This window comes from Nonomuraea sp. NPDC004354 (genome assembly GCF_053602555.1).
The window spans coordinates 85,070-109,544 of record NZ_JBSGDV010000020.1 but is presented as its reverse complement, the minus strand read 5'-3'; the positions used below and the strand labels follow the sequence as shown (position 1 = coordinate 109,544).

The window sequence follows — 24,475 nt, the reverse complement described above, 5'->3', positions numbered from 1 at the left end:
TCAGGAAGGCTTCCTGATAATTTCGGCGCCATGAGCCCCCACCGTGCCATCGCCGCCGTCTTCGCCGTCCACGGCGCCGTCGCGGGCAGCCTGGCCACCCGCATCCCCTGGATCCAGGACCACCTCGGCCTCGGCGCCATCACCCTCGGACTGGCCCTGCTCTGCCCGTCGATCGGCGCGTTCGTCGCCATGCCCATGGCCAGCCGCCTCAGCTACCGGCTCGGCAGCGCCAGGGCGACCAGGGTCGTGCTCGCGCTGTGGTGCCTCGCGCTGGCGCTGCCCGCCCTCGCCCCCGTGCCCGCCGTGCTGTTCGCCGTCTTCCTCCTGTACGGCGCGGCCGCCGGCATGTGCGACGTCGTCATGAACGCGCACGGCGTCGTCCTGGAACGGCGCCTGGGCCGCCCGATCATCTCGGGGCTGCACGGCATGTGGTGCCTGGGCAGCCTGGCCGGCGGCGGCGTCGGCATCCTGGCCGCCCAGACGGGCACCGACGCCCGGACACACCTCGGCGCGATGGCGCTGGTGATGCTGCTGGCCGGCACGGTCGCGGGGCGCGGCCTGTTCCCCGACCCGCCGGGCGGCGCGCTCGGCGACGCGCCCGCACCGCGCCGCTTCGCGCTGCCGCCCAAGGCCGTCCTGGGCATCGGCGTGGTCGGCTTCTGCGGCACCTTCGTGGAGGGCGCGAGCGCGAACTGGTCGGCCGTCTACCTGACCGAGGTCGCCGACGCGGGCCCCGGCACGGCCGCCGCCAGCTACACGATCTTCATGCTCTGCATGGCGGGCGCCCGCCTGGCCGGTGACCGTCTCGTCCACCGGTTCGGGCCGGTGACGGTGGTCAGGGCGGGCGGGGCCCTGGCCGTCGCCGGCGGCGTCACCGTGGTCGCCGCCCGCACGCCGGTGCTGTGCGTCATCGGCTTCGCGCTGATCGGGCTGGGCGTGGCGGCCATCGTGCCGCTGGTGTTCGCCGCGGCGGGCAACGCGGGGCCCACGCCCGGCGAGGGCGTGGCGGGAGTCGCGACGATCACCTACCTGTCGGGCCTGACGGCTCCCGCGGTGACCGGCTGGGTCGCGGGCGGCGTCTCCTACCCGGCGGCCTTCGCCATGATCACCGGGGTGGCCGTGCTGATGGTGCTGCTGTCGGCGGTCATGCGCCCGCGCGTGCGACAGGCCGAGGCGGCCGGACTCACCCCCTGCAAGGTGTGAACGAGACCCGGCCGGTCCGCCCGGCACGGGGCCTCGCGTGGATGGAGCTGTCCGCCGCCCCGGACCCCGTGGAGGGCCGCAGGCCGGCCTGGCGCGGGATCTCGCGGGCGGGCTGCCTTCCTTTCCGGTGCGGGACCTCGGGAACGGAGGCCTACGCGCCGGGCGGGCGGGCCTCCAGGAGGCGGACGATCTCGGCATGGCCGGTCCCGAGGAACGACTCCGAACGCAACCGGCCGTCACTCTCCCGCACCTCGGCCGCGACGCGCTCGCCACCGCCTTCCGGCTTCTCGCGGCGCACGCTGATCCGCGCGCCCGCCGGGGCGTACTCCCCGGCCCGGTCGCGGACCACCGTTTCGATGTCCTGGCCGGCCAGGTCGCGGGCCAGATCGAGGGCAGGCCGTCCCTGGCCGTCGGTGATCGAGGGGTCGGCTCCGTGATCGAGGAGCACCCGGACCACGGCCGCCGCGCCGTACCGGGTGGCGTGGACGAGCGCGGTGTTGCCCACGCTGTCCAGGACGTCGGGGTCGGCGCCCCTGCCGAGCAGCGCTGAGACGACGGCGAGATGGTCCTTGGCGGCGGCCCAGTGCAGGGCGGCCATCGCGTGTCTGTCCGGATCCTCCTTCAGGTCCGGGTCGGCGCCCGCGTCGAGCAGGGCGACCACCACGTCCAGTCGCCCCCAGGTGGCCGCGGCACACAGCGGCAGCCCCTCGCTGCCGCCGCCGCTCTCCCGGTTCGGATCGGCCCCGGCCGCCACCAGCGCGCGCACGATCTCCGCGTGCCCCTGGACGGCCGCTCGGTAGAGGGCGGTGCTGCCCTCGTGGTCGGGCGCGTCGGGGGAGGCTCCGCTCTCCAGCAGCCGTCTCACCTCGTCCGCGGCTCCGGTCGTCGTTGCCGTCACCAATGCGTTCTCTGTCACGCGGCCCAGTGTGGACGGCGCTGCGCGCCGCTCTCCACCGGTTTTCCCTGCGTGCGGGCTTCCTCCGCGTGCCGGGGCGTTTACCCCGGGCGTGCGGGCTTTCCTGTGCGTGCCGGGGCGTTTACCCCCTGCGAGCTCTCCTCTGCGTGCGTGGGCGTTTTCCCGGGGGGTGCGGGGCCCTTCCTCCTCCTGCCTGGGCGTTCTCCCGTGCGCGTCCTTCTCGGCCCGTGTGGGCGCCTTTCCGGCGCACGGGCTCCCCGTCCGGCGCGGGTCCCAGGCCGGTACACGGGCTGCCGGCCGCCGCGGCGACCCGACGCGGGGCGCACCGGACGTGGGCCTCAGGCCTGCCGGAGTCCGAAGGCGAAGTGCTCGCGCAGGTGGGGGACGAGCTCGCCGGCCCGCTCCTCCACGAAGAAGAGCCTGCCGCCCTCGATCTCGACGACCTTCCTGACCCCTGGAACGGTGTCGCGCAGCCACCGCGCCCACCGCGGCTCGAAGAACGGGTCACTGGTGCCCCACACCACCAGCGTGGGTACGGCCAGCCGCCCCAGCTCCGGCTCGATGGCGACGAGGTCCTTGGCGTCCAGCCCCACCAGGAAGCGCTCGAAGGCGCGGCCGCGCTCGGGATCGCCGAAGATCGGCCGGAGGAACCGCTCGACCAGCGCCTCGGGGTCGTCGATGCGCTCGTAGCCCGCGCCGAAGGCGCTTCCGGTCACGAGCGCGGGCCGGTCGAGCAGCACGGCGGTGAGCGGCGCGAGCTCTCCCTTCGCCGCGAGCTCGACGGTGGGCTTGAAGGCCTCAGGCGGCAGGTTGTCGTGCACGTCGCAGTTGGTCAGCGTGAGCGTGCGCAGCCGTTCCGGGTGCCTGACCGCGAGGACCTGCGCGATGGCGCCGCCGCTGTCGTTGGCGACGAGGTCGACCGTGCCGAGGCCGAGATCGGCGCAGAACTCCTCGACCAGCTCGGCGAGGGCGGGCAGCGACAGCTCGTCCCTCGCCTCGCTCCGACCGTGCAGAGGCAGGTCGAGGGCCACGCACCTGCGTTCGGCGCGCAGTTCGGCGATGGCGTTGCCCCACAGGCTCGCGTTGGTGCCGGCTCCGTGCACGAACAGCGCGACGGGCCCGTCGCCTTCGTCGACGTAGGAGATGCCGTGACGTGTTCTCATCGTTCCTCCATAACAAACCGACTGTCGGTCTGGAAAATAACCGACCGTTGGTCGGTATGTCTAGAGTGGTGGTCATGAACCGCAAGGCAGAGCGCGGCGCCGCCACGCGCGACAGGGTCCTGGCCATCGCCACCCGCCTGTTCGCCGAGCACGGCTACGAGGGCACCTCGATCGAGACGGTCCTGCACGAGTCGGGTCTGAGCAGGGGAGCGCTCTACCACCACTACGCCGGCAAGGACGCCCTGTTCGAGGCGGTCCTCGAGGCGGTGGAGACGGAGGTCGGCCGCCGGATCGCCGACACCGTGCGCGATGCCGTGAGCCCGGAGCAGGCGCTGCGCCTGGGCGTCCTGGCCTGGATCCGCCTGGCGGGCGACGAGGTCGTCCGGCGGATCGTCCTCGTCGACGCCCCCTCGGTCCTCGGCTGGGAGAAATGGCGCGAGGTCGAGGCCCGCCACGCCTTCGGCATGCTCAGGGGGGCGCTGCGGGCCACCGGAGCCGTCCGGGACGACCACCTGGGGATGTACGCCCACATGCTGCTGGCGGCGATCAACGAGGTGGCGTTGCTGGTGGCGCGCACGGGTGAGACGGAAAGGGCCGAGCGGGTGGTCGACGACCTCCTCGGCCGCCTGCTGGGCGCGCCGCCCTCGCGCTGAACCTGACGAGCTGGGTGTTCTATGTCGACGGCCAGCGCAGCGCACCACCACCTGGGAGTCGCACCTCCTGCTCGTCCGCTCCTGGCGCCCGCCGGCCCTGCCCTCCGTCGACGTCCTCCTGCCCATCTGGGCGAGCCGGAAGAGGTGCCGGCCAACACCTTCCGCCACGTGGCGGCCCTGAGCTGGAACGCTCCACTACGCGTCCTCGTGCTCGACGACGCCGCCCGGCCCGAGGCTGAGCGCCAGGCGTGCGAGCACGCCTTCGACTACGACTCGCGGCCCGACCGCGGCCACCTGAAGTAGGCGGGCAACCTCAACCACGGCCTGACCCTCGGCGACGCCGACCTGGTCGCCGTGTTCGACGCCGACTTCTGCCCCCGGCCCGACTTCCTGCGCCATCTCGTCCCCTACCTGGAGGACCCGCAGAGCCGCGCGGGATCACCTCGGGCGAGCGGTCGTGCCCCACCTGCCACGGCTCCTTCCACACCTACGCGGTCCAGTTGACCGAGCGCGAGGTGCGCTGGTACCTGGACGGGCGGCTGCCCTTCACCGTGGAGGCGACCCGGATGGACACGGCAACCTGGGAGCGGGCGACCCGCCACGGCTTCTTCCTGATCCTGAACGTGGCCGTCGGCGGCGGGCTGCCCCAGGCGTTCGGTGGCGGACCCACGGCCGCCACCGCGCCGGGACGGCCCATGCTGGTCGGCCACGTGCGGGTGCTCACGAAGTAAAGCTCCCTTGACACCCGCCGGTGTCAAGGGTACTTTCCATCGTGAGGTTGAAGTAAAGGGAGCTTTACGTTGTGGACAACGACATCAGAGAGCTCCGGAACGCCGCGGGGCTCTCCCAGCAGACCCTCGGGGAGCGTCTCGGGGTCTCCCGGCAAACGATCAACGCCATCGAGCAGGGCCGGTATGACCCGTCGCTCCCGCTCGCCATCCGCATGGCCCGATTCTTCGGCCGGACCGTCGAGGAGATCTTCCACTGTGACGACTAACCGCTGGTTCATCACGGCGTTCAGCCTCGTGCTCGGGCTGCTGCTCGGCGTGCCGTTCATGCTCCGCGGCCAGGTCGTCCTCGGGCTCGCGCTCTTCGGGATCATGGCCGGATACGCCGCCTTCCTCGTGCTGACGCGCAAGGCCAGTGAGACCACCGCGATGCTGAGCGGGGAACTGGGCGACGAGCGGCGCAAGCTCAACGAGCTGCGCGCCCGCGGCGCCACCGCCCACGTGCTCAGCATGGTCGTGGTCGGCGGGTTCTTCGTGCAGGTCTGGCGCGGGGAGGATCCCATGCCGTTCGCCTTACTGGGAGCCGTCGCGGGCGTGTCCTACGTGGCCGCCCTCGTCTACTTCTCCCGCCGGGGCTGACCACCGGATCCGCTCATCCGCCGCATTCCGCGAAAACCCGGCACCCAGGCCCTCCCGACCCGACCCACCCAGGCCCTCCCGACCCGACCCACCCAGGCCCTCCCGACCCGACCCACCCAGGCCCTCCCCGGCCCTGCCGACCCGACCGACTCAGCCTGGGCGGTCCCAACCAACCCGCGGGCCAGCTGGGCGGGCCCAGCCGACCGACCCAGCCTGGACGGGCTCAACCGACCCAACCGACCCAACCAACCCAGCGGGCCAGCCTGGCTCAGCCTGGCTTAGCCTGGCCAACCGACTCGGCCCGGCCAACCAGCCCAGCTCCGCCGCGACGGCCGCTGGCCCGGTCCGCCGGCGCACCCCGGTTCTCGGGCTCTCGGGTTCGCGCTGGTGGGCGCCATGCCCAACCCCGGCTTCCGGCCCGACAAGGACGATCACCGGGTCTGGCGGTGTGCGCCGCCCTCAGCAGGGGCCGTGCCGTGGGTGGCGGTCGGGTGCCGTCCCTCACGAACCGGCGCTCATCCGTGCGGGCGGTGGCCGTCCCTCCGAGGGGACGGGTGCGCACCTGCTGCGCGGTCGTCCTTGGGGACGGGTCCACCCGCGGCCCCGGTGGGGGAGTGCTCATGCCGTCGCCGGGATCCCGCTCGTCATTCCCGGGCGTGCCCCCTGACCGCCCTCGTGGTCCGGCCGGTCACGCGTGGTGCCGCCATGCCGTTCCCCGGATCCCCGGGACACGGCGAGGTGCCCTCGCGGAACGGGTCACACCGTTTGTAAGCGATCCGATCCGACCCTGACAGGCGAGGGGGCCCACGCGGAACCGGTCACACCGTTCGCAATCGATCCGATCCGACCCTGAGAGGGGATGCGTTCCATGTTCCAGCGGAGCGACCTGGTGCTGACACCGGGCCGGCTGACGTCCGTCCTGGTCGCGGCCGTGCTGGCCGCGGTCGCGGCCTTCGCCGTCGCGCCCGCGCCGCCGCGCCTGGGGGCCGTGACCACGGGTGACCGCGCGCTCGCCCAGGCCGTGCGCCACGCGGCCGGCTCCGACGGCTACCGCGCGCTGTCCGTGGCGCTGATCGAGAACGGCGCCGTCCGTACGGCGGGCGTCGGCGACACGGGCGGCCCCGTCCCGCATCCGGTCGACGCGTCCACCCCGTTCGAGATCGGCTCGGTGACCAAGGCGCTCACCGGCATGCTCCTCGCCGACATGGCCGCGAGGGACGGCCTCGACCCGCGGTCCCCGGTGCCGGGCCTGCAGGGCTCGATCACCTACGAGGAGCTGGCCGGCCACCGATCCGGCCTGCCGCGGCTCGCGGGCGGTCTCGGCACGCTGGTACGGGCAGCCGCCGCGAACTACACCCACGGCAACCCCTATTCCGGCCAGGGCGTCTCCGACGTGCGCGAGGCGGCGAACTCCGCCACGCTCTCCGGACGCGGCACGGTCGCCTACTCCAACCTCGGCATGGCGGTGCTCGGGCACGCGCTCGCCGAACGCGCGCGGCAGCCGTACAGCGACCTGTTGAGGCGGCGGGTGCTCGACCCGCTCGGCATGAGGGCCACCACCTCCGTCCCACCGGAGGGCAGGGCACACGGCTACGTGGAGGCCGGGCACGAGGCGGACCCGTGGACAAGCGACGGCTACGCCCCGGCGGGCGTGGGGATCTGGTCCACGAGCGCCGACCTCGCCCGCCTCGTCGACGCCATGCTCAAGGGCGGCGCCCCTGGGGCCGAGGCGGCGACGCCGCGCTTCACGGACGACGAGACCAGCCGCATCGGCTACGGCTGGTTCACGACGAAGACCGCGGAAGGCGAGGTCACCTGGCACAACGGCGGCACCGGCGGCTTCCGGTCATACGTCGGGTTCGACCGCGCGGGGCGGCGCGGCGTGGTCGTGCTGGGCAACACCGACAAGGACGTCGACCACGTGGGCCTGCGGCTGCTCGGCCACGAGGAACCCACGCCCGCGTCCACCGACCCGCTCCTCCTCACGGTCACCGCCGGGCTGCTCGCCGCCGCCGTGCTGATCACGTGGGAGCCGGCGACCCGGCGGCGGCCGAGCCGTAGCCGTCCGCAGGCCGACCGGCTCGGCGCCGTCAACGCGACGGCCAACGCCGCCCTGCTGCTGTGGGTGGCCTGGATGGCCGGGGCCTGGGGCACGGTGCCCTTCGCGGCGTTCATCCTCGTGGCGGCGGTCACCGCGGCGGGCACGGCCGTCCACCTGGCCCGCTGGCGGGAGCTGCCCACGGCCCGCCATCGCAGCCGCTGGCTGCCCGCCCTGCTCAGCCTCGCCATCGACGCCGCGATCGTCGCGCTCCTCGTGCTCGTGGTCTGACGCGTGCGCCCCCGTCCGCGTCCCGGCCGCCCGGTCCGGATCCCCTAGGGTCGTGCCATGAAGATCGCAGAGGCGCGGGCGGTGGCGGCGCGATGGGTGGCGGAGCATCAGGTCCCCGGATTCGTCGGCGCTTACGTCAGCGGGTCCGCGGCCTGGCTTCCGGCCGAGGCGGAGCTTCCGGCCGCCTCCGACGTCGATCTCGTGATCGTGGTCGACGGGGTGGCACCGCCGAAGCTGGGCAAGTTCCGGCACGAGGGCGTGCTGCTGGAGGTCGGCTACGCCCCGCTGGAGTCCGCGGCGGACGTGCTGTCGTCACCGGCGCTGGCGCCCGCCTTGAGCAGGGGCGTCCTCCTGGCCGATCCGGACGGGCGGCTCGCCGCGCTGCACGCCGCGGTGGCGGGGGAGTTCGGCCGCTCCCGTTGGGTCCGCATCCGATGCGCGGCGCTGGAGGAGCGGATCTCCCCTCTGGCCCGGTTCGACGTCGGCCGTCCGCTGGCCGACCGGGTGCTCTCCTGGGCGTTCCCGGCCAGCCTGCCCACGCTGGTGATCCTGACCGCCGCTCGCGCCAACCCGACCGTCCGCCGCCGGTACGTGGCAGCCCGGGAGGTCCTGCTGAGGCACGGGCACGCCGGCTTCCACGACGTACTGCTCGACTGGCTCGGGTGCGCCCACCTCGACGCCTCGCGCGTCGCCGCGCACCTGGACCGGCTGGCCGACGTCTACGACCGCGTGCCGTACGATCCGGCGAAGCCGTACGGGACGGACCTGGCCCCCGAGGCCCGGCAGATCTCCATCGACGGCACCCGCGACCTCATCGAGCAGGGCCTGCACCGGGAGGCGGTCTGGTGGATCGTGGTCACGTTCGCGCGCTGCCTGACGTTCAGCCCGTACGGCACGGCCGCCCTTCAGGACCTGCTCGACGACCTCGGCGTCGGCACCCCGGAGGAGATGCGGCGGCGGGCCGCGGCGGTGCCGGCCGGGCTGCCGGGGCTGCGGAAGGTGCGCGACGCGCTGATGGTCGAGACGGCCTGACGGCCACCGAAACCGGCCCGCCGCGGCGCACGGCGCGCCCCTTCAGAGACGGACACGTCAGCCGCCACGGGGGACCACGGCCGGATCAGAGCGGCCAGGGTTCGTAGCCTGGAGGCCGGTAGTCGGAGTCCACGGGGACCCGCCCGCACCAGCCGTGGACCTCGCAGATCACCATCACCGACGCCTGGACGACCTGCCGGGTGAGCGTGTCGCGCCCCTCACCGTCCACCAAGGGGACGTGTCTCTGGGGCTCCCACCCGGTGACGGTCAGACGATCACCGTGGGGGACGACCTGACACACAGGTCCACGACTCACGGACATACCTGCCTCCAACCCATGCTGAAACGGATGTACAGAAGGCGGGGGTCATCTGAGTACAACACATCACGGAGCGTCACATCCGCAGGGGGTACCCCGCGTCGTTCAACCTTTTCCCAGACGCGCATCAGCCGAGCGGCAGCGCGATAGGCGTATCGGGCGGCGGGACCGACCGGCCACCGGGCCACTGCCGTGCCGCACCAACCAGGAAGCACCGTCAGCCGGCAGAAGGTCGCGCGGGCTCCCAGATGTCCCACGAGCAGCAGCAGGCAGTCACGGCCGTGCTCGCCGTCGCAAACCTCGGGGCCGGAACAGCCCACGCGGATGCCCTCACCGCAGCGGTCCAGCAGGCCGAAGGCCGCCTGCGCGCCCTGCTCGCCACCACTGCGCCCGCAGCCCCGCCTTCAGGAACACGCCATGACCGGCCTGGAGACGACACCCAGCTCACGCTCGGCTTCAGGCGTTCGTTGACCGTGGCCAGCACGGGCCCCGCCGAGCGGCCCCACCGGTCGGACTTCCAGAACTACAGGGTGTCGCCCGCCTGGGGCAGCGCCAGGAGCGCCTCTCATGCGGCTGACTACACGGACGGAGCCGTAGCGCGTCGTGTTCGTGCAGGCTTCCCGGTCCTGCGCGGGCCGACCAGGTGGAACAGCCCTGTCAACACGGCTCCGCGGTTCTGCCGGGGTCGCTGTTGTGCCGGTTGGCCAGGGCGATGATGCCGGCTACGGCGGCGGTGGCGAGGTCGGCGACCATCGCATCGTCGACGGGCACCTGGAGAATGTACAGGGCGGCGGTGAGGGAGCCGGCCAGGAGCACGTGGGCGATCGCGGGGTCGACGGGCCCGGTCAGCTCGCCGCGGGCCACGGCCCGTTCGATGATGCGGGCAACATCGGCGTGTTCGGCGGCCAGGAAGGTGTCCTGGAACCGGGTCACCAGTTCGGGATTGACGGCGAGTTCGCTCATCAGGGCCGGTCCCAGATCCCGGGTCGCCGGGGCGGCCAGGCGGACATGGAACGCGCGGGCCAGCGCCAGCAGGTCTCCGTGCAGGGAGCCGGTGTCGGCCGGCGGAGGCAACTGCTGTCCGTGCACCGTGGCGGCGAACGCCATCTCGGCTTTGGAGGTGTAGCGGCGATAGATCGCCGCCTTGCCTACCCCGGCGCGGGCCGCGACCTGGTCGACGGTCAGGGCGGGGTAGCCGATCTCGTCGATCAGCTCACGGGCGGTCTGCAGGATTCTGTGATCCACACGACTGTCGCGGGGGCGTCCTCCCCGTTGCTTTCTCGCTGCCACGCCTGCATTATACGGAACAGGAGTATCGAAACTAGAGTTTCGTAACTGGAGTTCGCCCGGATGCGCGTGACTCCGCGAAAGAACGGAGAACTCAGATGATCAAGTGGGCCGGCTGGCTCATCGCGCTTTTCGGGGCCGCGCACACGCTCAGCGCCCTGACGCTGGAGGGCGCCGCGCGCCACGCCGGGGCATGGTTCAGCGGGGAGCTGTGGGGCGAGGACTTCGCCGCGATGGGCCCGGCGAACAGCGCGTACTGGCTGAGTCTGGCCAGCTTCGGCGTGCCGCTCATCGTGGTCGGCCTGATCGTGCTGTGGCTGGACCGCCGCGGCATTGTGCCGCCGCCGTTCATCGCGTGGACGCTGGGGATCTGGACCGTGGCCGGCGCTGTGGTCCTCGCGTTCACGCCCTGGCCGATCCTCCTGCTCGCGAACGTCCTGCTGCTGGTCGGAGCCCGCCGCGCCGCCCGCCAGGACAACCCCGCGCCCCAGGCCGGGCTTCGATGAGCGTTACCTGCAAGCCGCGCCGGTTCCCGATCGAACCCGTCCCCTGACCGGCTGGCCTCCTGGCGGCCGACGACCACCGCCCGGTCACCAGCGGCCGGGCCGGCCTCGCGCGGGCGGCTGCGTCGACCCGGACCGCCACCAGCGTGCAGAACCCGCGATTGATCCGTCTTACGGCCTGTCGGTAAGGCTCGCCCCATCAGCCGCCATCCATGACGTTCGCGCTGGTGAGCCAGGATGGCGTTCGCGTGAAACCTGGACAGTCAGACGGTTGATCGGGTAGCGGCGGTGTGACGCGAGTGTGGTCGGGTGCCAGGCGTGCCTAGCGCCCGACCACTGGCCGAAGAAGGCCCTGCGCGAGCCGGTTCAGCTCTTACGCGGTCACCTGGGGGTGTCGGTCTTCGGGGGTTTTCTCCTCGTCCGCCGATGTGGAGAGCTTGTTTCGCGGACCGCGGACGGCGGTGTAGACGAACAAGACGCCCATGACGACGACACCTGCCCACATGGCCTGCTGCCAGCCGTCGACGAAGGACTGCCGGGCGGCATCAACCAGCGCCCGCGCGTGGGAGCCGGCAGTGCCCGCAGCCTCGACGGCGTTGGCGACGCCCTGGCGTGCAGCGTCCGCCGCGCCTTGAGGGACGCCGCCGAGCCTGTCGTCGATGGCACTGCGGTAGCCACTGGCCAGGAGGGTACCGAGGAGGGCGACGCCGAGTGCGGTGCCGAACTCGCGGGTGATGTCGTTCCCGCCGCCATGGTCGAGCGGGCGCCGATACGCGCGGCCAGCTTGTGCGCCAAGCCGGAGGTCGATGCCGCCACCGCCCTGCTGGTCAGCGCCGGGGAGCAGGCCCGCCGGCTACGCCGGCGCCACAGTGGGTGCGTCAGGTCCAGCTCGCCGAATCCGGGTCGATGCCTCGATCGCGGGCGTTGGCGTCGATGATGTCACGGAGCCAGATGGTCAGGCCTGGCTCGATTGCGTCGTAGTAGGCCGTGAAGCCAGGATCGGCGGCGTACTTCCTTCCCAGGCAGACCTGCATCGAAAGGGTGCAGTCGAAGTACGCGTCCATGGAGGCCCTGTGTCGTTCCGCCAGAGCGTTGGCTTCGGCGCTGCCTGGCCTGACGCCGGCGCGCTTGGCTGCTGCCAGGTCGTGCTCGAGCGTTGCGATGTTGTCGGCGATCTGCTGCCAGTCCTCGGGGGTCATGCCCGCGGCGCGCTCGGCGTACTGTGCCCATTGAGCTGTGTCGCCCCACCGGTCACGTGCGCCCGCGGTCAGTGACGGCTTCCAGCGCTGCCCGAAGATCGCGACTTGATCCTCCGCGGAGAGCAGGATGCCGGTGCGTGCTGCTTCGATCATGCGATCGACCGCGTCGACCATTGCCTGCAAGCGGGAGATGCGATCGAGGAGCTGGGCGCGCTGTTGTCTCAGCGGCACGGTCATATCGACTGTCGGAGCATCGAGAAGTTCACCGATGTCGTCGAGCGACAGACCGAGCTCGCGGTAGATGAGCACCCGGTGGATGCGTGCGATGTCGGCCGCGGAGTAGAGCCGGTAACCGCCGGTGGTCCGCCCGGACGGGCGGACGAGCCCGATCGCGTCCCAATGATGGAGGGTGCGGACGGTGACTTCCACGTGCGATGCCGCGGCCCCGACGGTCAGCCCGCCGGGTCCCGCGGCATCGTCCATCGCGGTGTCGGTCACGCTGCCGAGTCTGACATGCGCGTCTGACTTACGCGGTTTCACCCCTTGGGGAGCGTGAAGCCGTTTGCTTCGAGGTAGCGTGCCTCGGCGCTGTCGAGGTCGAGGGGACGGGCCGCAGTCATGATCACGCGAGCGTTCTCCGGCGTGATGACCTCCAGTTCCACGGTGTTCCACGGTGTCTGTCGCGGTCCTGTCGTGCATCCGGGCACCAGTGCCGTGCACGCCTGCGCGATCTCGTCGACCTGGCTCAGCACGCAACTGAAGCCGATGCTCACCGTCGAAGGGGCCGGCAGGGCGTCGGTCGGGACGAGCAGAGCGTCTTGGAACGCCCACCGTCGAAGGTGCGTGACCTGGCCCGGGACCGTGAACAGGTCGATGAAGCCGAGTCCGCGGGTCCAGAAATCCACGGACGCGGCCAGGTCCGGCGTCGGCACGGTGACGAACATCGGCATGCCGTAGATGCCCCGGTAAATCTCAGGTGGCGTCGCGTCGGGCCCGGGCGGGGGGACAGGGCTGATATCGAATGCCTCGTAGTAGTCGGTCATGCGTTCATCGTGGTGCCTGACGCAACGTCAGGGTCAAATCCGGATCAGCACGTGCGTCAAGCCGCACGAGTCTCGATCTGCGGGGCAGGAGTGCTCAGGCGGCTCGGGTCTGACCCGCTTGGTGCTGTCGCTGGAGCGTGGCTGGCCTTCCCCATGCACGTACGACAAGAGCGCCCGGGTCCCGGTTCGGCTCGCGGTGGGAGTGAGCCCAGGTTGCCCATCCGTGGGGTTCGAGCATGACCATCGGGGAATGGTCAGCGCCCTGCGCCCTGCCTCAAGGCCCGTGAGTGCAGCAGGGGTCATTCCCACGAGACAGGCATGGCTCCATCACCGCTCGCGCACTGCCTTGGGCTTCACCGCAGCAGATGCAGACCCATCTCCGGGGTTTCGACGTCGATCCCGATCTGCGATGGATGGATCACCTGCGCCTCGGTGGCGGAGAGCCCCGATGGGGTGCCGCGGACGATGGCCAGCATGCCCTGCCACGCGTTCTTACCCGGCGCGCTGGTGATGAGCTCAGCCTTGCCGTCGCCGGTAACGTCCAGGACCGAGACGGCCGCGCCGAAGGCGTCGCCGCGAACGGACTGCTCGCTGATCGGATCGGGCAGCGGCGTGGGAGCCGATCCGGACAGCGGCCGGACGCCGTCCTGCGTGATGACCTGCCCGTCCGCGATCGCCGGGCCGTTGCGGGACCCGGGGATCAGCACGACCGCGCCTCCTGCGGGAGCGGTGGAGCCGCCGACGTCGGGCCTGCCGAGAACGATGTCTTCGGCCCCGTCGCCGTTGACGTCCCCGGTGGTCACTCCGCGCCACAGCACGCCGCCCGCCCAGTCCACGTCCCGCGCCGTGAAGCCGGGAACGGTGCTCGGACCGGAGGACGAGCCGTAGAAGACGTGCAGGGTGCGCTTGCTGGGCGTGAGCATGATGACGTCGTCGTACTTGTCTCCGTTGACGTCGCCGGTCACGACCTGTGAGTCCGACTCCGGGCAGACGCGGAGAGCGGGATACGGCGAGGCGGTGCAGGTCGCCGGAGAGCCGAGCTCGATGATCCGGACGGGGCTCTCCTCCAGGTCGTCGGCGAGCACCAGGTGGTGCTCCACCCACTCCTCACCGGTCGAGGGCTCGCGCATCGACCTGGCCTGAACGATCGCGATCTCCTTGTCATAGCCACCGTCCACGTTGCCGGAGGCGGTGTGCCTCGGCTCATTGCGGGTGACCCGGACGTCCGTGTCGGGCAAGGGGAAGGACTTGTACTGCCCCTGGCCGTCGTACCAGCCGCTGATGCCCGTCCACGGCGGGGTGACGCCGCGGACGACGGTGTCCGCCATGACCACGTCGTTGGCGAACTGGCCGCCGAACTGGCCGATCTCCATCCTGCCGTTGTACATGACAGTGGACACGTGCCGCTCGACCGTCCCGAACCCTCCGGACTGCCAGGACATGGCCTGCGCCTCGCTCAACCCGGAGAAGTACAGGTCGGTCCTGCCGTCGCCGTTGGCGTCGGCGGCGGCCATCGTCAGCCCCCAAGACTGGCACGGGACGATAGAGCCCCACCTGTCCACCGTGGTGCATCCGGCCGGGGGTCGGATGAGGTGGTGGCCACTGGTCCCGTTGGGTCCGCCGTAGAGCACGGCGATCCCGCCCGAGCTCCGGTACGCGAAGGTGAGGGCCACGTCGTTATAGCCGTCGCCGTTGAAGTCGGTGTTCCGCGCGGCCACGGCATGTGCAGGACCGGCGGGGAACACGAGCGCCGCGGTCAGGGCGAGCAACGTCGCCGACCGTACGATCTTTCTGACGTGCATGGCAGCAGCATCAGCACGCCGACTTGGGGATCACTTGTGCCTGACCGTAGTTCCTGGTCAGCCACCACGTGATGTCTGGGAGAAAGCCGAGAGCGACGAGGCCCCCCGGTGCGACCTGCGCCCCCTGAAGACTTCTGTGAGTCGGCCATCCGGGACTCCGGCCTGAACAGCCACGGTGGCTGGACGGCACCGCCGCGTCCCCGTCGGCGCGCCTCCCGCAGCGGCCCGGGATGATTCGCGAACGACCGTGTACACGAGTCGGGAAATCGATTACTTTCTTGGCAAGGAGGCTGTCATGAGAGCTGCGTTAGCGGGAGTGTTAGTCGCGGCCGGGCTGGTGGGGGTCTCCTCGCCCGCCGCGGCCGCCACCTGTGACACCAAGATGATCTTCGAGGTGGGTGGCCACCTCGATCCGGACGCCAACGTCTACGACCGGACGAACGCCACCCTGCCCCCCGGCGTCGGCTTCACGAAGATCCACTATTCGGCGTCCATCGCCCCCTACCCGGGCGACCCGGTCTCGCTGGACGACTCGGTCGCCGAGGGCATCGCCACCCTCGACCGGGCGGTGCGGGCCTTCCACGCGGCCTGCCCCGGCAGCCGCATCACGATCTCGGGCTACTCCCAGGGGGCGATCGTCGCGGGGGACGTGCTCCACGCCCTGTCCGGGTCCGGCGACATCCCGCACCAACTGATCAACGGCGTCCTGTACGGCGACCCGCGCAGAACCGGCGTCAACGGCGGGCCCGGCGGCATCGAGACCAACCTGCCCACCGTGGTGCCCGGCATCACCATGAAGGGCCCGCGCGGCTTCGGCGACCTGCGGGTGAAGCAGATCTGCAACCAGAACGACGGCATCTGCCACTCCGAGAACCCGATCACCAACCTGCTGGGCTTCGCCAACGGCGTCGCCGGCTACTTCCTCGGCGACCACGCCTACGACATCGACCCCGACGCGGTGACCGGCTCCGGTGACGTCGTCATCGCGCAACCCCCGAGGGTTCCGTACGGTCCCCCGCTCCCGCTGCCGATCCCCACCCCGTACGAGCTGTTCAACGGCGATCGTCAGCGGGCCGCGGACGCCGTGGCCGGTTACCGGGCGGCGATGGGGCCCGTCCTGCCGGCGGCGGTCCGCGACCGCCTCCACGAGTTCCCCTGGTTGCCGGTCTCCTAGGAGTCGCCCATGCGTTCCGCGCGTCTCGCCTTGTCGGCCGTCGTCCTGCTGCCGGCGCTGTTACCCGCCCTCCCCGCCCACGCGGCGCCGCTGTTCAAGGCGCCCTTCCCCTGCGGCCAGACCTGGACCTACAGCCACCACTCCACCGAGGTGCGCCTCGCGCTCGACTTCGTCAGGTCGGACGGCGGCGCGACGGACGGGACCCCGGTGCTGGCCTCGGCCTCGGGCACCGCCTACCGCTACTGGGAGGCCGGGGGCGCCGGCAACTACGTGGTGATCGATCACGGCGGCGGCTGGAAGACGTACTACTTCCACCTGGCCTCCTTCTCGGTGCCGCACGGCGCCTCCGTGTCGCAGGGCCAGCAGGTCGGCGTGACGGGCACGACCGGCGGCTCCAGCGGCCCGCACATCCACTACGAGCAGCTCTACAACGGCGCCGGGCAGACGATCGTGATCAACGGCCAGTCGTTGGCGCCCTACCCCCCGTACTACAACCAGCGCTACCTCACCAGCGACAACGGGTGCTCGGGCGGTGGCCGGTCCTGGGTGGACACGTTCGCCGACGCCACCGGCTACGCGGAGCCGAACACCGCCGACGCGCAGGGCGTGCTCAAGGCGGGCACCAACTACGTGTACTGCAAGGTCTGGGGCCAGGAGATCCGCGACGGCTCGGGCAACTACAACCACTGGTGGCTGAAGACCGACCTCGACATCGTGTACGCGGGCAAGAACGGCTGGGGCGCCTACGTGTCGGCCTACTACCTCAGCCGGTGGGGCAACGACGAGGCCAGGGACAACGACGGCGCCGTCATCCCCGACTGCTGACCGTGAGGAGCCGCTCGGCCATCCGGGTCAGCGGCTCTTCCAGCGCCACCAGGCCGTCGAGATCGTCTGCCATGAGGTGCGCGGTGACGAGCTGGGCGACGGCGGCCACCAGGGTCACGCAGGCGAACCTGTCGTCGTCGGTCCGCGCCTCGAAGATGTCGCCGATCTCGGCGGCGAAGCGCCGCTGCATCTCCATGCGCCTGGCCACCGCCTCGGGACCGGCGGCGTAGACCTCGACGAGGAAGAACCGGGCGCGGGCCGGCTCGGCGGCCAGGGCGCGCAGATACGTCCGCAGCAGCACGCGGAAGCGTTCGAGCGGCTGGAGCCGGGGATCGCGCGCGGCGTCGAGCAGCGCGGCCAGCAGGTCGATCGCCTCGTCGAGGCCCTGGACGAAACAGGCCTGTTTGGAGGCGAACTGCTGGTAGAACGTCTCCCGCGACACCCCGGCGCGGCGCACGATGTCGGTCACCGACGTGCCGGCGTAACCGCGTTCGAGCATCGACTCGCACATCGCCTTCAGCATGCGGGCGCGCTGGGAGGACACGACCTCCTCGCGGGTCAGCTGATGCCGTCCGCTGGGCAGGGGCCGCAGGTCAGTCACGAACGCTCCGGTGCGCGTCGGGCGCGCGATGCGCAGGGTCCCGATGAACGTCGCCAGCATCTCATAGTGGCCGACCCGCATCACCAGCCGTACGGGTGACCCGGCCGGCGGGGGCGCTGGTCCACCCCCGGCGATCTCGACGGTGTCGGTCAGCGGTGTGTCCACCCCTCCAGGGCACACCGGCGTCACCGCGATCCCGCGCCTCATCACTCAGAGGCCAGCAGTCACGAACACTCCTGTACGTGAACCTTCAGGTCCCCGTGGGTGCAGGAGACCCGCACGCCGTCGTCGTCGCGGATGAGGGTCCCCCATCCCGTCGGAAGCAGCAGCGGCCACCGCCCGTGCCCACGGGGCGACACGGTGAGCCGCTGGGTGACGGCGTCGTAGGTGGCGCCGGACAGCGCGTCGAGCACCGACCAGCCGGCCATGGCGCGCACGTAGTGGTCGCCGCACTCGATCTCGTTGTACGGGTTGCGCCGCCGGCCGTCGTATCGGGCCCACACCCCGTCGAGGATCGCGCCGGCCTCCTCCTCCAGCCCCTCCCACAGGCAGTGGGCCGCGACTTGGTACTCGCTGCCGGTCCACACCTCGTCGCAGTAGCGGGTCGGCACCCGCGGCCTGCCGCCGCGCGGCCAGGTGCACAAGAGCAGGCCGGTGTCGGCGCCGTCGGCGAACACCCGGTACGGGTGGTCGAAGCCGTCGAACCCGGTACGCAGGTTGTGCCTGACGACCGCGCGCAGCGCGCTCACCACGTGCTCGCGCGGCAGCACGTGGCCGAGGCCGAGCTGGTGGGCCCACCACTGGCCGATGAGCTGGTCTGTCAGGCAGCCCTCCAGCCACTGGAACTCGGCCGAGTCGCCCTCCTCCAGCACCTGCGTGTAGTACTCCCCGTTGAACAGCGCCTCGTCGTAGCGCGTGCCGCCCTTGGTGAACAGCTCGCGCAGCTCCGCCGCCATGGCGGGCTCGCCCATCAGGATCGCCATCTCCTCAGCGGCGCGCAGCGCCGCCAGCCAGAGCGTGCCCATGAACGGGTTGAGCCCGCACAGGTCGATGTCGTGGGTGGAGGGCTGAACGCCGACCAGCACACCGCTGCCGTCGGGGTCCCATTTCTCCCTGATATGGGCCAGCAGGCGCTTGATCCGCGGCCAGTACCGCTGCAGCCAGTCCGCGCCGTGCCGTACCTCTCTGTAGGTCTTGAGTATCGTGCCGAGCATGCCGTCGAGCGCGGGTTCGACCGGGCCGCCGATGGGCACCTCCCAGAGCTGACGCAGGTAGGTGGGCGCGATCACCCGGTGCGGGAGGTAGCCCTCCGGCGCCTGCATGACGTCGAACTCGGTGGCGCGCATGCTCCTTTCGAGCGACGGGAAGAGCCTGGCCACCGCCTGCGCGTAGTTCCACACGTGGGTGCAGTTGAGCGGGCAGGATCCGCCGACATCGCCCGACCACATCACGGTCGAGGCTCCGAGGACTCCCTCGAAGCCGAAGAACGCGCCGTCGGCCGTGCGGAAGCAGGACGGGCTGCGCAGGATCGCCGCCTGCGCGGCCAGGTGCTCGACCGCTGCCGGAGACAGACTGCTGCCGGCCAGCGTGTCCACCCAGCTCAGCGACGTGTCACGCAGCCGCGCCCACTGTTCGCGCACGTGTCCTGCGACGTCGACGGCGTCGGCGAACCTGGTCGCGTAGGCGTTGCCCAGCCAGAACCTGGTGGGCCCCCACTGCGGGTTCGGCGGCCCGAACTGGACGAAGTCGGCGTAGCGATTGGGGAAATACCACGCCAGACAAATCCGGATATTTCGGGACTCGCCAGGCTGGAGGATCATCGGGGCGACCACACCACCGTTCCACGTCCGACCGGCCGGGCTGGGGCCGTACCCCTGCTGCGGCCCGCTGCCCTGGTAGTCCGCCAGCCACGGCGCGTGCCGCGCCTTCTCGGCGTCGGCGTAGACCGCGCGCCCGGCCAGGAAGGCGAGGAACTCGTCCGGATGCGTCCACTGCGGCATCGTCACGGCGTCGGCCGCGTCCACGGCCAGCACCGCCTGACCGGCGCCGGGCGCCGCCGGGTCGACTGCGGTGTTGTCCATGACCAGCGAGGTCCACCCGCGCTCGCGGCGCACCCGGTTGGTGTTGCCGCCGTAGCCGAGCGCGCGCACGCCGTCGACAGGGGTGCTGCCGTCGTGCCCGACCGGGTTCTGTACGGCCGCCGCCAGCCACACCTGCGCGGGAAGCGGCCCCGGGTTGCTGATCGTGAAGGTGAAAAGCGCGGCGGGCAGCGAGCTGTCGTCCACGTCCAGCGGGATCAGCGGGTTGAACGCCTCCAGCCCGACCTCGACGGGCAACCCGTGATACTCCACGTGGGCGAAGGGGTAGAGCCCTCGGAAGGTCGTTCCAGTCACCCCCCGATGGCCGCGCAGCAGCTCGCGCTGCCACCCCGGCACGTGGTCGTCGTCGACCAGCGGCGTCGCCGGGGCGTCGGCAGCCTGCGCCTGCAGGACGAACACCTCGTTCGCGGGCGGCTCCCACGTGCTCACCCGCAGGGCGAAGAAGGTGTACGGCAGGACGCCGCGATGGTTGCCGACGTTCTGCAGCTGCCACTGCCGGAGCGCGCCGTCGGCACAGATCGCCAGATTGCCGGTGCCGATCCCGCCCAGGGGCATGGCCACGTGCCTGCCCTCGTCGTGGGGTATCGGCCGGGCGTTGCCGAGGTGGGCGTTCACTTGAGTCCCGAGAGGCGCACGCCGCGGATGATGTGCCGCTGGAAGATCAGGAACAGGATGATGACGGGCAGGGCGGCCAGCGTGGATCCGGCCATGAGCAGGCCTTGCTCGCTGGTTCTTTCGGAGCGGAAGGTGGCCAGGTACTGCTGGATCGGGAACAGCTCAGGGTCGGTGATGGTGAGCACCGGCCAGACGTAGGAGTTCCAGAACAGCAGGAACGAGGTGGCGCCGACCACCACGAACGCGCCCTTGGACAGCGGGATGAAGATGTGGCGGAAGATCCGCCACGGCCCCGCGCCGTCGAGCTGCGCCGCCTCCTCCAGCGCGGTCGGCACCGCCAGGAAGAACTGGCGCAGGAAGAAGACCTGTACGGCCGAGGCCGCGCCGGGGACCACCAGAACCGCCATGCTGTCCAGCATGCCCAGCTCGGTGACCACGATGAACGAGGTCAGCATGATCGCGATGCCGGGGATGAACATGGTGGTGATCACGATGGCCCAGATCGTCCGCTTGAACGCGAACTCCAGCCTGGCGAAGGCATAGGCGCCCAGCGCGTTGACCACCAGGCTCAGCGCCGCGAACAGGGCGGCCCCGGCGAAGGTCACCCCGAGCGCGCGCACGAACGCCTCGTCGGCCAGCAGTTGGGCGTAGTTGTCCCAGCGCCACACCTCGGGGAAGAACTGGAACGGGGTGGCCGCCACCTCGGTCTTGGCCTTGAAGCCGGCCACTGCCAGCCAGGCCAGGGGGAACAGCGCGGCGACGATGATCGCCACGGCCAGGCCGTACCGGATGATCCAGCCGAGCGCGCCTCTCATGCGTCCATCGCCTTCTCTGATCGGACCAGCCGGAAGATGACCGCCGACACCGCGCCGAGCACCCCGAACAGCAGCAGCGCCGCGGCGATCGAGTAGCCGACGTACAGGTCGGTGTTGAAGTGCTGAAGGATGAACAGGTTCGGCAGGTTGGTGGAGTTCACCGGCCCGCCCTGCGTCATGAGCCACGGCAGGATGAGGAACTGCAGCGACGCCGCGAAGCCGGTGACCAGCAGGAACAGGATGACGTTCTTCATCAGCGGCAGGGTGATGCGGAACATCTTGGTCCACGGCCCCGCCCCGTCCAGCGAGGCGCACTCGTAGTACGCCTCCGGGATGTCGAGCAGGCCGGCCAGCATGATCAGGGACGCCACACCCATGCCGATCCAGATCGCGGGGATCGCCACCGCCGGCAGCGCGGTGGCGGTGTCGCCGAGCCAGGGGACCGCCTCGATGCCGAAGAAGTCGAGGAACCAGTTCAGCAGGCCGCCGCGATGGGTGTAGATGAGCGCGAACACGATGGCGGCGATCACCTCGGAGATCACGGCGGGGACGTAGATCGTCACCTTCATGACGGCGGCCATCCGGCGGCTGACCGTCTTGACCAGGTTGGCGAAGACGAACGCGATCGTGACCTGGACGGGGACCACCATGGCGGAGAACAGCAGGCCGCGCACCACCGAGTTGACGAATTCCTCGTCGGTGACCACGTTGATGTAGTTCTCCAGCCCGACGAACACCGCCGGGTCGTAGAAGCTCCAGGTGAAGAAGCTGATGTAGACCGCGTGGATCAGCGGCCAGATCACGAAGACCGCGAGAAGGACCAGCAGCGGCGCCAGCATGGTGAACGCCGCCCTGCTCTCCCGCCTTGGGCGGGCGCGGACGCCGGCGCGGCGTTCCACGCGTGCCGCCCGCAGTGACGTGACAGCCACGGGCGCTCCTTTCTCCGCTGCCGGTCCTGTGCGGGACCGGCAGCGGGCTCACTGGTCAGGAACCCTGTCCGGCCAGGTTGTTCTTGGCGATCACGTCCTTGATCTCGGCGTCGGCCGCCTGGAGCGCCTGGTCGATGTCCTTGCCCTGCAGCGCCTTCTCGATGGCCTTGCCGAAGGCCAGGCTGACGGCCCAGTCATAGGCGGGCTCCGGCTTGGCGTACTTCACGACCTGCTCCTCGATCGTCCGGGCCCAGGGGTTCTCCGCCGCGGCCGGGTCGTTCTTGATCGCGTCGGCCACGGCCGCCCGCGGCGAGTACTTGGAGAACTTGGTGTTCTTGAAGAACTCGACCAGCAGCGTGGGGTCACCGGCCAGCAGCCAGGAGACGAAGTCGGCCGAGGCCTTGGCGTTCTTGGACTTGGCGTCGACGACCAGCGTCCAGCCGCCGAGCGTGGCGGTGGGCTTGGTGGTGTCGCCGTCGAAGGAGGGCAGCGCGGCGGCGCCGATGTCGGCGACCATCTTCGGGTAGTCCTGGAGCAGCACGCTGGCCGCCCACGAACCGCAGACCATCATCGCGGTCTTGCCCTGACCCAGCGGGTTGGCGTCGGCGTAGGGCGCCAGCGGCTGCTTGGGCATGATCCCCTGCTGGTACAGCGTCTGGTAGACCTGCAGCAGTTGCTTGTACTTCGCGTCGGCCGCCTGCGGCGTGGACCAGTCGTCGCTGATCGGCAGGTGCCCGGCGGCGTTCCACTGCAGACCCCAGGTCGACCAGGCCATGTCGATCTGATTGGCGGCGGTGACGACACCCGCGACGTCCTTGGTGGTCAGCTTCTTGCCGTAGTCGATGAGCTCCTGCCAGGTGGCCGGCGGCTTGTTCGGGTCGAGCCCGGCCTTGGCGAACAGGTCCTTGCGGTAGTAGAGCACGGCCGACGGCTCGACCAGCATGGGGTAGCCGTACTTCTTGCCCTTGTGCTCCACCGAGCCGACCACCGACTCCTGCAGCCCGGCCCACTTGCCGGCCGGGATGAGCGGGTCGAGCGCCTGGATCTGACCGGTGCGGGCGAAGCCGGGCACCTTGCTGTAGTTGACGGTGTAGACGTCGGGCGCCTTGCCGGCGGCCTGGGCGGCCTTCATCTTCTGGTCCCACACGTCGGCCGGCACGATCACATGCTTGAGCACGACCTTGTCCTGCGACTTGTTGAACGCGGCGACAGCCTTCTTGTACCAGGCGTCCTCCTGGTCGGTGAACTTCTGCTGCCACAGCGTGATCTCGGCCTTGCCGCCTGCCGCGCCCTGGCCCGTGCCGCCCGACCCGCAGCCGACGGCCAGCACCGCGGTGCCGGCCACGGCCGCGACCAGCCGGATGAGTTGTGTGCGCACGTCGTCTCCTTCGGTGACGTGGGGGGTGAGCCCTGTCGATGCGCCGCGGATCGAGGTACGGCTCGCAGAGCGACAGGTTGGAGGACACCCGGCCGCCGGCGGAGGAACGGCGCCGGGTGCGGGAAGCGCGCGGCCCGGGTGATCACAAGATGGGCAGCCGCGCGCTGACGGGTGGGAGCGTGAACGGCCGGTGCGGGAGTTCCTGGTACCAGTAGGCGACCGAGGACAGGTCGTCCTGGCGGCGGTTGGCGTGGCCGTGCTCGATGGTGACCTTGATCGAGGTGGTGAACGGCACCGGGTCCTCGATGTGGAAGCGGTACATCGAGATCTGCCCTGACCAGTTCTCGCCGCCCGGCAGGGTGAGCCCGTGGTAGGGGGCGTGGTACGGCTGGCTGGGACACCACGCGGTGTTGAAGTAGTCCTCGGTCCCTGTGCCGTGCAGGCTCGGCGGGAACGCCTCGCCGTCGATGAAGATCATGTCGTCGCCCTCGCCGTACCAGTTCCAGTCGGAGGTGCGGCGGAGGTTGGTGACGTTCAGGACGCAGCCGACGTAGTGGCCGCGGCCCTCGGCCTCGAGGATGACGTAGTTGCCGTCGCCGTCGAGGTTGGTCCCGCCGAACAGGTACTCGGCGTTGGACATCTGCCCCTGGTCGAGACCGTCAGCGGGGCATTCGCGCCGCCACTGGGCGTGGAAGCGGCCCAGTCCCTCACCGAGCTCGTCGAACTCGTCGTAGTCGATGTAGTAGTAGAACCAGAGCACCTCCGCCTCGCACTCGCTCGTCAGCTCGAACCTGGCCCGGCTGCTGAACGGCATGTGGAACCAGCAGTTGAAGGCCTTGCCGTCCTGCGGGCTCATCTGGAGCGGTGCCGAGACGAAGTTGGCGGTACGGGCGTGGCCCATGCCGAAGAAGTCGCCCAGCGGCACGAGCACGCTGGGGTGTTCGTTGTCGTCCCAGAAGACCCGCAGGACGAGCTTGCGCAGGAAGTCCCGGTCGTGGGTCTCGGGCGTGCCGGGGTCGCGGGGCGCCACGGTCATCCAGATGTGGTTGATCGAGCCGGCGCCGCGGATGTCGGCGAGGGTGACCGTCTCTCCCGGCGCGACCGTCACACGGTCGTCGTTGCCGCCCGAACGGTCCCAGCTCGACGCCCTCCTGCGGCGGTGCGAACGCAGGCGCGGAAGGTCGCGCAGGCTGCTGCCGTGCTGACCGTAGGTCACGGGTCCT

The 24,475-nt window shown here is 70.8% G+C and carries 25 protein-coding genes; 12 read left to right on the top strand and 13 right to left on the bottom strand.

Translation table 11 applies throughout. The features are described from left to right. The first annotated feature begins 30 nt into the window (after positions 1 to 30). Entirely contained in the window at positions 31 to 1,203 is a 1,173-nt protein-coding gene (locus ACWENQ_RS37895) for an MFS transporter (protein WP_452418551.1), read from the top strand. 151 nt (positions 1,204 to 1,354) lie between these two features. On the opposite strand, the gene ACWENQ_RS37890 is transcribed toward ACWENQ_RS37895, so the two are convergent. Next, positions 1,355 to 2,119 (bottom strand): ankyrin repeat domain-containing protein, encoded by a 765-nt coding sequence (locus ACWENQ_RS37890; protein WP_452418549.1) that lies wholly within the window; start codon positions 2,117 to 2,119, stop codon positions 1,355 to 1,357. A gap of 338 nt (positions 2,120 to 2,457) precedes the next feature. Next, complete coding sequence (locus ACWENQ_RS37885; RefSeq protein ID WP_452418548.1) at positions 2,458 to 3,282, bottom strand: alpha/beta fold hydrolase; 825 nt, start codon at positions 3,280 to 3,282, stop codon at positions 2,458 to 2,460. Between the two features lie 74 nt (positions 3,283 to 3,356). Here ACWENQ_RS37885 and ACWENQ_RS37880 point away from each other — a divergent pair, with 74 nt between their 5' ends. The 8 genes from ACWENQ_RS37880 (at position 3,357) to ACWENQ_RS37845 (ending at position 8,663) form a co-directional block, all read left to right on the top strand. Then, entirely contained in the window at positions 3,357 to 3,935 is a 579-nt protein-coding gene (locus tag ACWENQ_RS37880; protein ID WP_449929658.1) for a TetR/AcrR family transcriptional regulator, read from the top strand. Positions 3,936 to 4,103: 168 nt separating this feature from the next. Then, positions 4,104 to 4,238: a hypothetical protein gene (locus tag ACWENQ_RS37875; protein WP_449929656.1), complete on the top strand. Its 135-nt coding sequence runs from the start codon at positions 4,104 to 4,106 to the stop codon at positions 4,236 to 4,238. 51 nt (positions 4,239 to 4,289) lie between these two features. Next, entirely contained in the window at positions 4,290 to 4,439 is a 150-nt protein-coding gene (locus ACWENQ_RS37870) for a hypothetical protein (protein ID WP_452418546.1), read from the top strand. Continuing rightward, positions 4,436 to 4,666: a hypothetical protein gene (locus tag ACWENQ_RS37865; protein WP_452418544.1), complete on the top strand. Its 231-nt coding sequence runs from the start codon at positions 4,436 to 4,438 to the stop codon at positions 4,664 to 4,666. Before ACWENQ_RS37870 ends, ACWENQ_RS37865 begins: the two co-directional genes overlap by 4 nt. 71 nt (positions 4,667 to 4,737) lie before the next feature. Then, entirely contained in the window at positions 4,738 to 4,932 is a 195-nt protein-coding gene (locus ACWENQ_RS37860; RefSeq protein ID WP_452418542.1) for a helix-turn-helix transcriptional regulator, read from the top strand. Next, positions 4,922 to 5,302 (top strand): hypothetical protein, encoded by a 381-nt coding sequence (locus ACWENQ_RS37855; RefSeq protein ID WP_449929652.1) that lies wholly within the window; start codon positions 4,922 to 4,924, stop codon positions 5,300 to 5,302. The genes ACWENQ_RS37860 and ACWENQ_RS37855 overlap by 11 nt, the downstream gene beginning before the upstream one ends. A gap of 859 nt (positions 5,303 to 6,161) precedes the next feature. Beyond that, entirely contained in the window at positions 6,162 to 7,631 is a 1,470-nt protein-coding gene (locus ACWENQ_RS37850; protein ID WP_452418540.1) for a serine hydrolase domain-containing protein, read from the top strand. Between the two features lie 57 nt (positions 7,632 to 7,688). Next, positions 7,689 to 8,663 (top strand): hypothetical protein, encoded by a 975-nt coding sequence (locus ACWENQ_RS37845; RefSeq protein WP_452418539.1) that lies wholly within the window; start codon positions 7,689 to 7,691, stop codon positions 8,661 to 8,663. Between the two features lie 85 nt (positions 8,664 to 8,748). Here ACWENQ_RS37845 and ACWENQ_RS37840 read toward each other — a convergent pair whose 3' ends face one another. Both ACWENQ_RS37840 and ACWENQ_RS37835 read right to left on the bottom strand, forming a co-directional pair. Continuing rightward, positions 8,749 to 8,895: a hypothetical protein gene (locus ACWENQ_RS37840; protein ID WP_354911855.1), complete on the bottom strand. Its 147-nt coding sequence runs from the start codon at positions 8,893 to 8,895 to the stop codon at positions 8,749 to 8,751. A 744-nt stretch (positions 8,896 to 9,639) separates the two neighbouring features. Next, positions 9,640 to 10,227, bottom strand: a complete 588-nt coding sequence (locus ACWENQ_RS37835; RefSeq protein ID WP_452418537.1) for a TetR/AcrR family transcriptional regulator — start codon at positions 10,225 to 10,227, stop codon at positions 9,640 to 9,642. A 140-nt stretch (positions 10,228 to 10,367) separates the two neighbouring features. Between ACWENQ_RS37835 and ACWENQ_RS37830 the strand changes: the two genes are divergently transcribed. Then, positions 10,368 to 10,775 carry a DUF6463 family protein gene (locus ACWENQ_RS37830; RefSeq protein ID WP_452418535.1) on the top strand — a complete coding sequence of 136 codons (408 nt, stop codon included), beginning with the start codon at positions 10,368 to 10,370 and terminating at the stop codon, positions 10,773 to 10,775. Between the two features lie 875 nt (positions 10,776 to 11,650). On the opposite strand, the gene ACWENQ_RS37825 is transcribed toward ACWENQ_RS37830, so the two are convergent. From ACWENQ_RS37825 to ACWENQ_RS37815, 3 genes are all read right to left on the bottom strand, one after another. Continuing rightward, positions 11,651 to 12,469, bottom strand: coding sequence for a MerR family transcriptional regulator (locus ACWENQ_RS37825; protein ID WP_452418534.1), 819 nt, complete (start codon positions 12,467 to 12,469; stop codon positions 11,651 to 11,653). A 38-nt stretch (positions 12,470 to 12,507) separates the two neighbouring features. Continuing rightward, a complete protein-coding gene (locus ACWENQ_RS37820; RefSeq protein ID WP_449929640.1) occupies positions 12,508 to 13,014 on the bottom strand; it encodes a VOC family protein in 507 nt (168 codons plus the stop codon). Positions 13,015 to 13,367: 353 nt separating this feature from the next. Then, positions 13,368 to 14,816, bottom strand: coding sequence for an FG-GAP-like repeat-containing protein (locus ACWENQ_RS37815; protein ID WP_452418532.1), 1,449 nt, complete (start codon positions 14,814 to 14,816; stop codon positions 13,368 to 13,370). Positions 14,817 to 15,111: 295 nt separating this feature from the next. Between ACWENQ_RS37815 and ACWENQ_RS37810 the strand changes: the two genes are divergently transcribed. Together ACWENQ_RS37810 and ACWENQ_RS37805 are read left to right on the top strand one after the other, a co-directional pair. Further along, a complete protein-coding gene (locus ACWENQ_RS37810; protein ID WP_452418530.1) occupies positions 15,112 to 15,990 on the top strand; it encodes a cutinase family protein in 879 nt (292 codons plus the stop codon). Between the two features lie 9 nt (positions 15,991 to 15,999). Continuing rightward, positions 16,000 to 16,815: a M23 family metallopeptidase gene (locus ACWENQ_RS37805; RefSeq protein ID WP_452418529.1), complete on the top strand. Its 816-nt coding sequence runs from the start codon at positions 16,000 to 16,002 to the stop codon at positions 16,813 to 16,815. On the opposite strand, the gene ACWENQ_RS37800 is transcribed toward ACWENQ_RS37805, so the two are convergent. From ACWENQ_RS37800 to ACWENQ_RS37775, 6 genes are all read right to left on the bottom strand, one after another. After that, a complete protein-coding gene (locus tag ACWENQ_RS37800; RefSeq protein ID WP_452418528.1) occupies positions 16,799 to 17,623 on the bottom strand; it encodes a TetR family transcriptional regulator in 825 nt (274 codons plus the stop codon). The two genes, ACWENQ_RS37805 and ACWENQ_RS37800, sit on opposite strands and share 17 nt — an antisense overlap. A 17-nt stretch (positions 17,624 to 17,640) precedes the next feature. Further along, the gene (locus ACWENQ_RS37795) at positions 17,641 to 20,130 is read right to left on the bottom strand and encodes a GH116 family glycosyl-hydrolase (protein ID WP_452418527.1); all 2,490 of its coding nucleotides are present in this window, start codon (positions 20,128 to 20,130) and stop codon (positions 17,641 to 17,643) included. After that, positions 20,127 to 20,945, bottom strand: coding sequence for a carbohydrate ABC transporter permease (locus ACWENQ_RS37790; protein ID WP_449929626.1), 819 nt, complete (start codon positions 20,943 to 20,945; stop codon positions 20,127 to 20,129). Before ACWENQ_RS37790 ends, ACWENQ_RS37795 begins: the two co-directional genes overlap by 4 nt. Further along, a complete protein-coding gene (locus tag ACWENQ_RS37785; RefSeq protein WP_449929624.1) occupies positions 20,942 to 21,874 on the bottom strand; it encodes a carbohydrate ABC transporter permease in 933 nt (310 codons plus the stop codon). Before ACWENQ_RS37785 ends, ACWENQ_RS37790 begins: the two co-directional genes overlap by 4 nt. 55 nt (positions 21,875 to 21,929) lie before the next feature. Continuing rightward, positions 21,930 to 23,252, bottom strand: a complete 1,323-nt coding sequence (locus ACWENQ_RS37780; protein ID WP_452418526.1) for an extracellular solute-binding protein — start codon at positions 23,250 to 23,252, stop codon at positions 21,930 to 21,932. Between the two features lie 142 nt (positions 23,253 to 23,394). Next, positions 23,395 to 24,468 (bottom strand): glycoside hydrolase family 172 protein, encoded by a 1,074-nt coding sequence (locus ACWENQ_RS37775; protein ID WP_452418524.1) that lies wholly within the window; start codon positions 24,466 to 24,468, stop codon positions 23,395 to 23,397. Positions 24,469 to 24,475: the final 7 nt, after the last annotated feature.

Coding starts and splice junctions, on each gene's coding strand:
- ACWENQ_RS37880 (WP_449929658.1), top strand. CDS start 3,357: ATGAACCGCAAGGCAGAGCGCGGCGCCGCCACGCGCGACAGGGTCCTG.
- ACWENQ_RS37800 (WP_452418528.1), bottom strand. CDS start 17,623: ATGAGGCGCGGGATCGCGGTGACGCCGGTGTGCCCTGGAGGGGTGGAC.
- ACWENQ_RS37815 (WP_452418532.1), bottom strand. CDS start 14,816: ATGCACGTCAGAAAGATCGTACGGTCGGCGACGTTGCTCGCCCTGACC.
- ACWENQ_RS37845 (WP_452418539.1), top strand. CDS start 7,689: ATGAAGATCGCAGAGGCGCGGGCGGTGGCGGCGCGATGGGTGGCGGAG.
- ACWENQ_RS37790 (WP_449929626.1), bottom strand. CDS start 20,945: ATGAGAGGCGCGCTCGGCTGGATCATCCGGTACGGCCTGGCCGTGGCG.
- ACWENQ_RS37805 (WP_452418529.1), top strand. CDS start 16,000: ATGCGTTCCGCGCGTCTCGCCTTGTCGGCCGTCGTCCTGCTGCCGGCG.
- ACWENQ_RS37810 (WP_452418530.1), top strand. CDS start 15,112: ATGAGAGCTGCGTTAGCGGGAGTGTTAGTCGCGGCCGGGCTGGTGGGG.
- ACWENQ_RS37820 (WP_449929640.1), bottom strand. CDS start 13,014: ATGACCGACTACTACGAGGCATTCGATATCAGCCCTGTCCCCCCGCCC.
- ACWENQ_RS37885 (WP_452418548.1), bottom strand. CDS start 3,282: ATGAGAACACGTCACGGCATCTCCTACGTCGACGAAGGCGACGGGCCC.
- ACWENQ_RS37830 (WP_452418535.1), top strand. CDS start 10,368: ATGATCAAGTGGGCCGGCTGGCTCATCGCGCTTTTCGGGGCCGCGCAC.
- ACWENQ_RS37850 (WP_452418540.1), top strand. CDS start 6,162: ATGCGTTCCATGTTCCAGCGGAGCGACCTGGTGCTGACACCGGGCCGG.
- ACWENQ_RS37895 (WP_452418551.1), top strand. CDS start 31: ATGAGCCCCCACCGTGCCATCGCCGCCGTCTTCGCCGTCCACGGCGCC.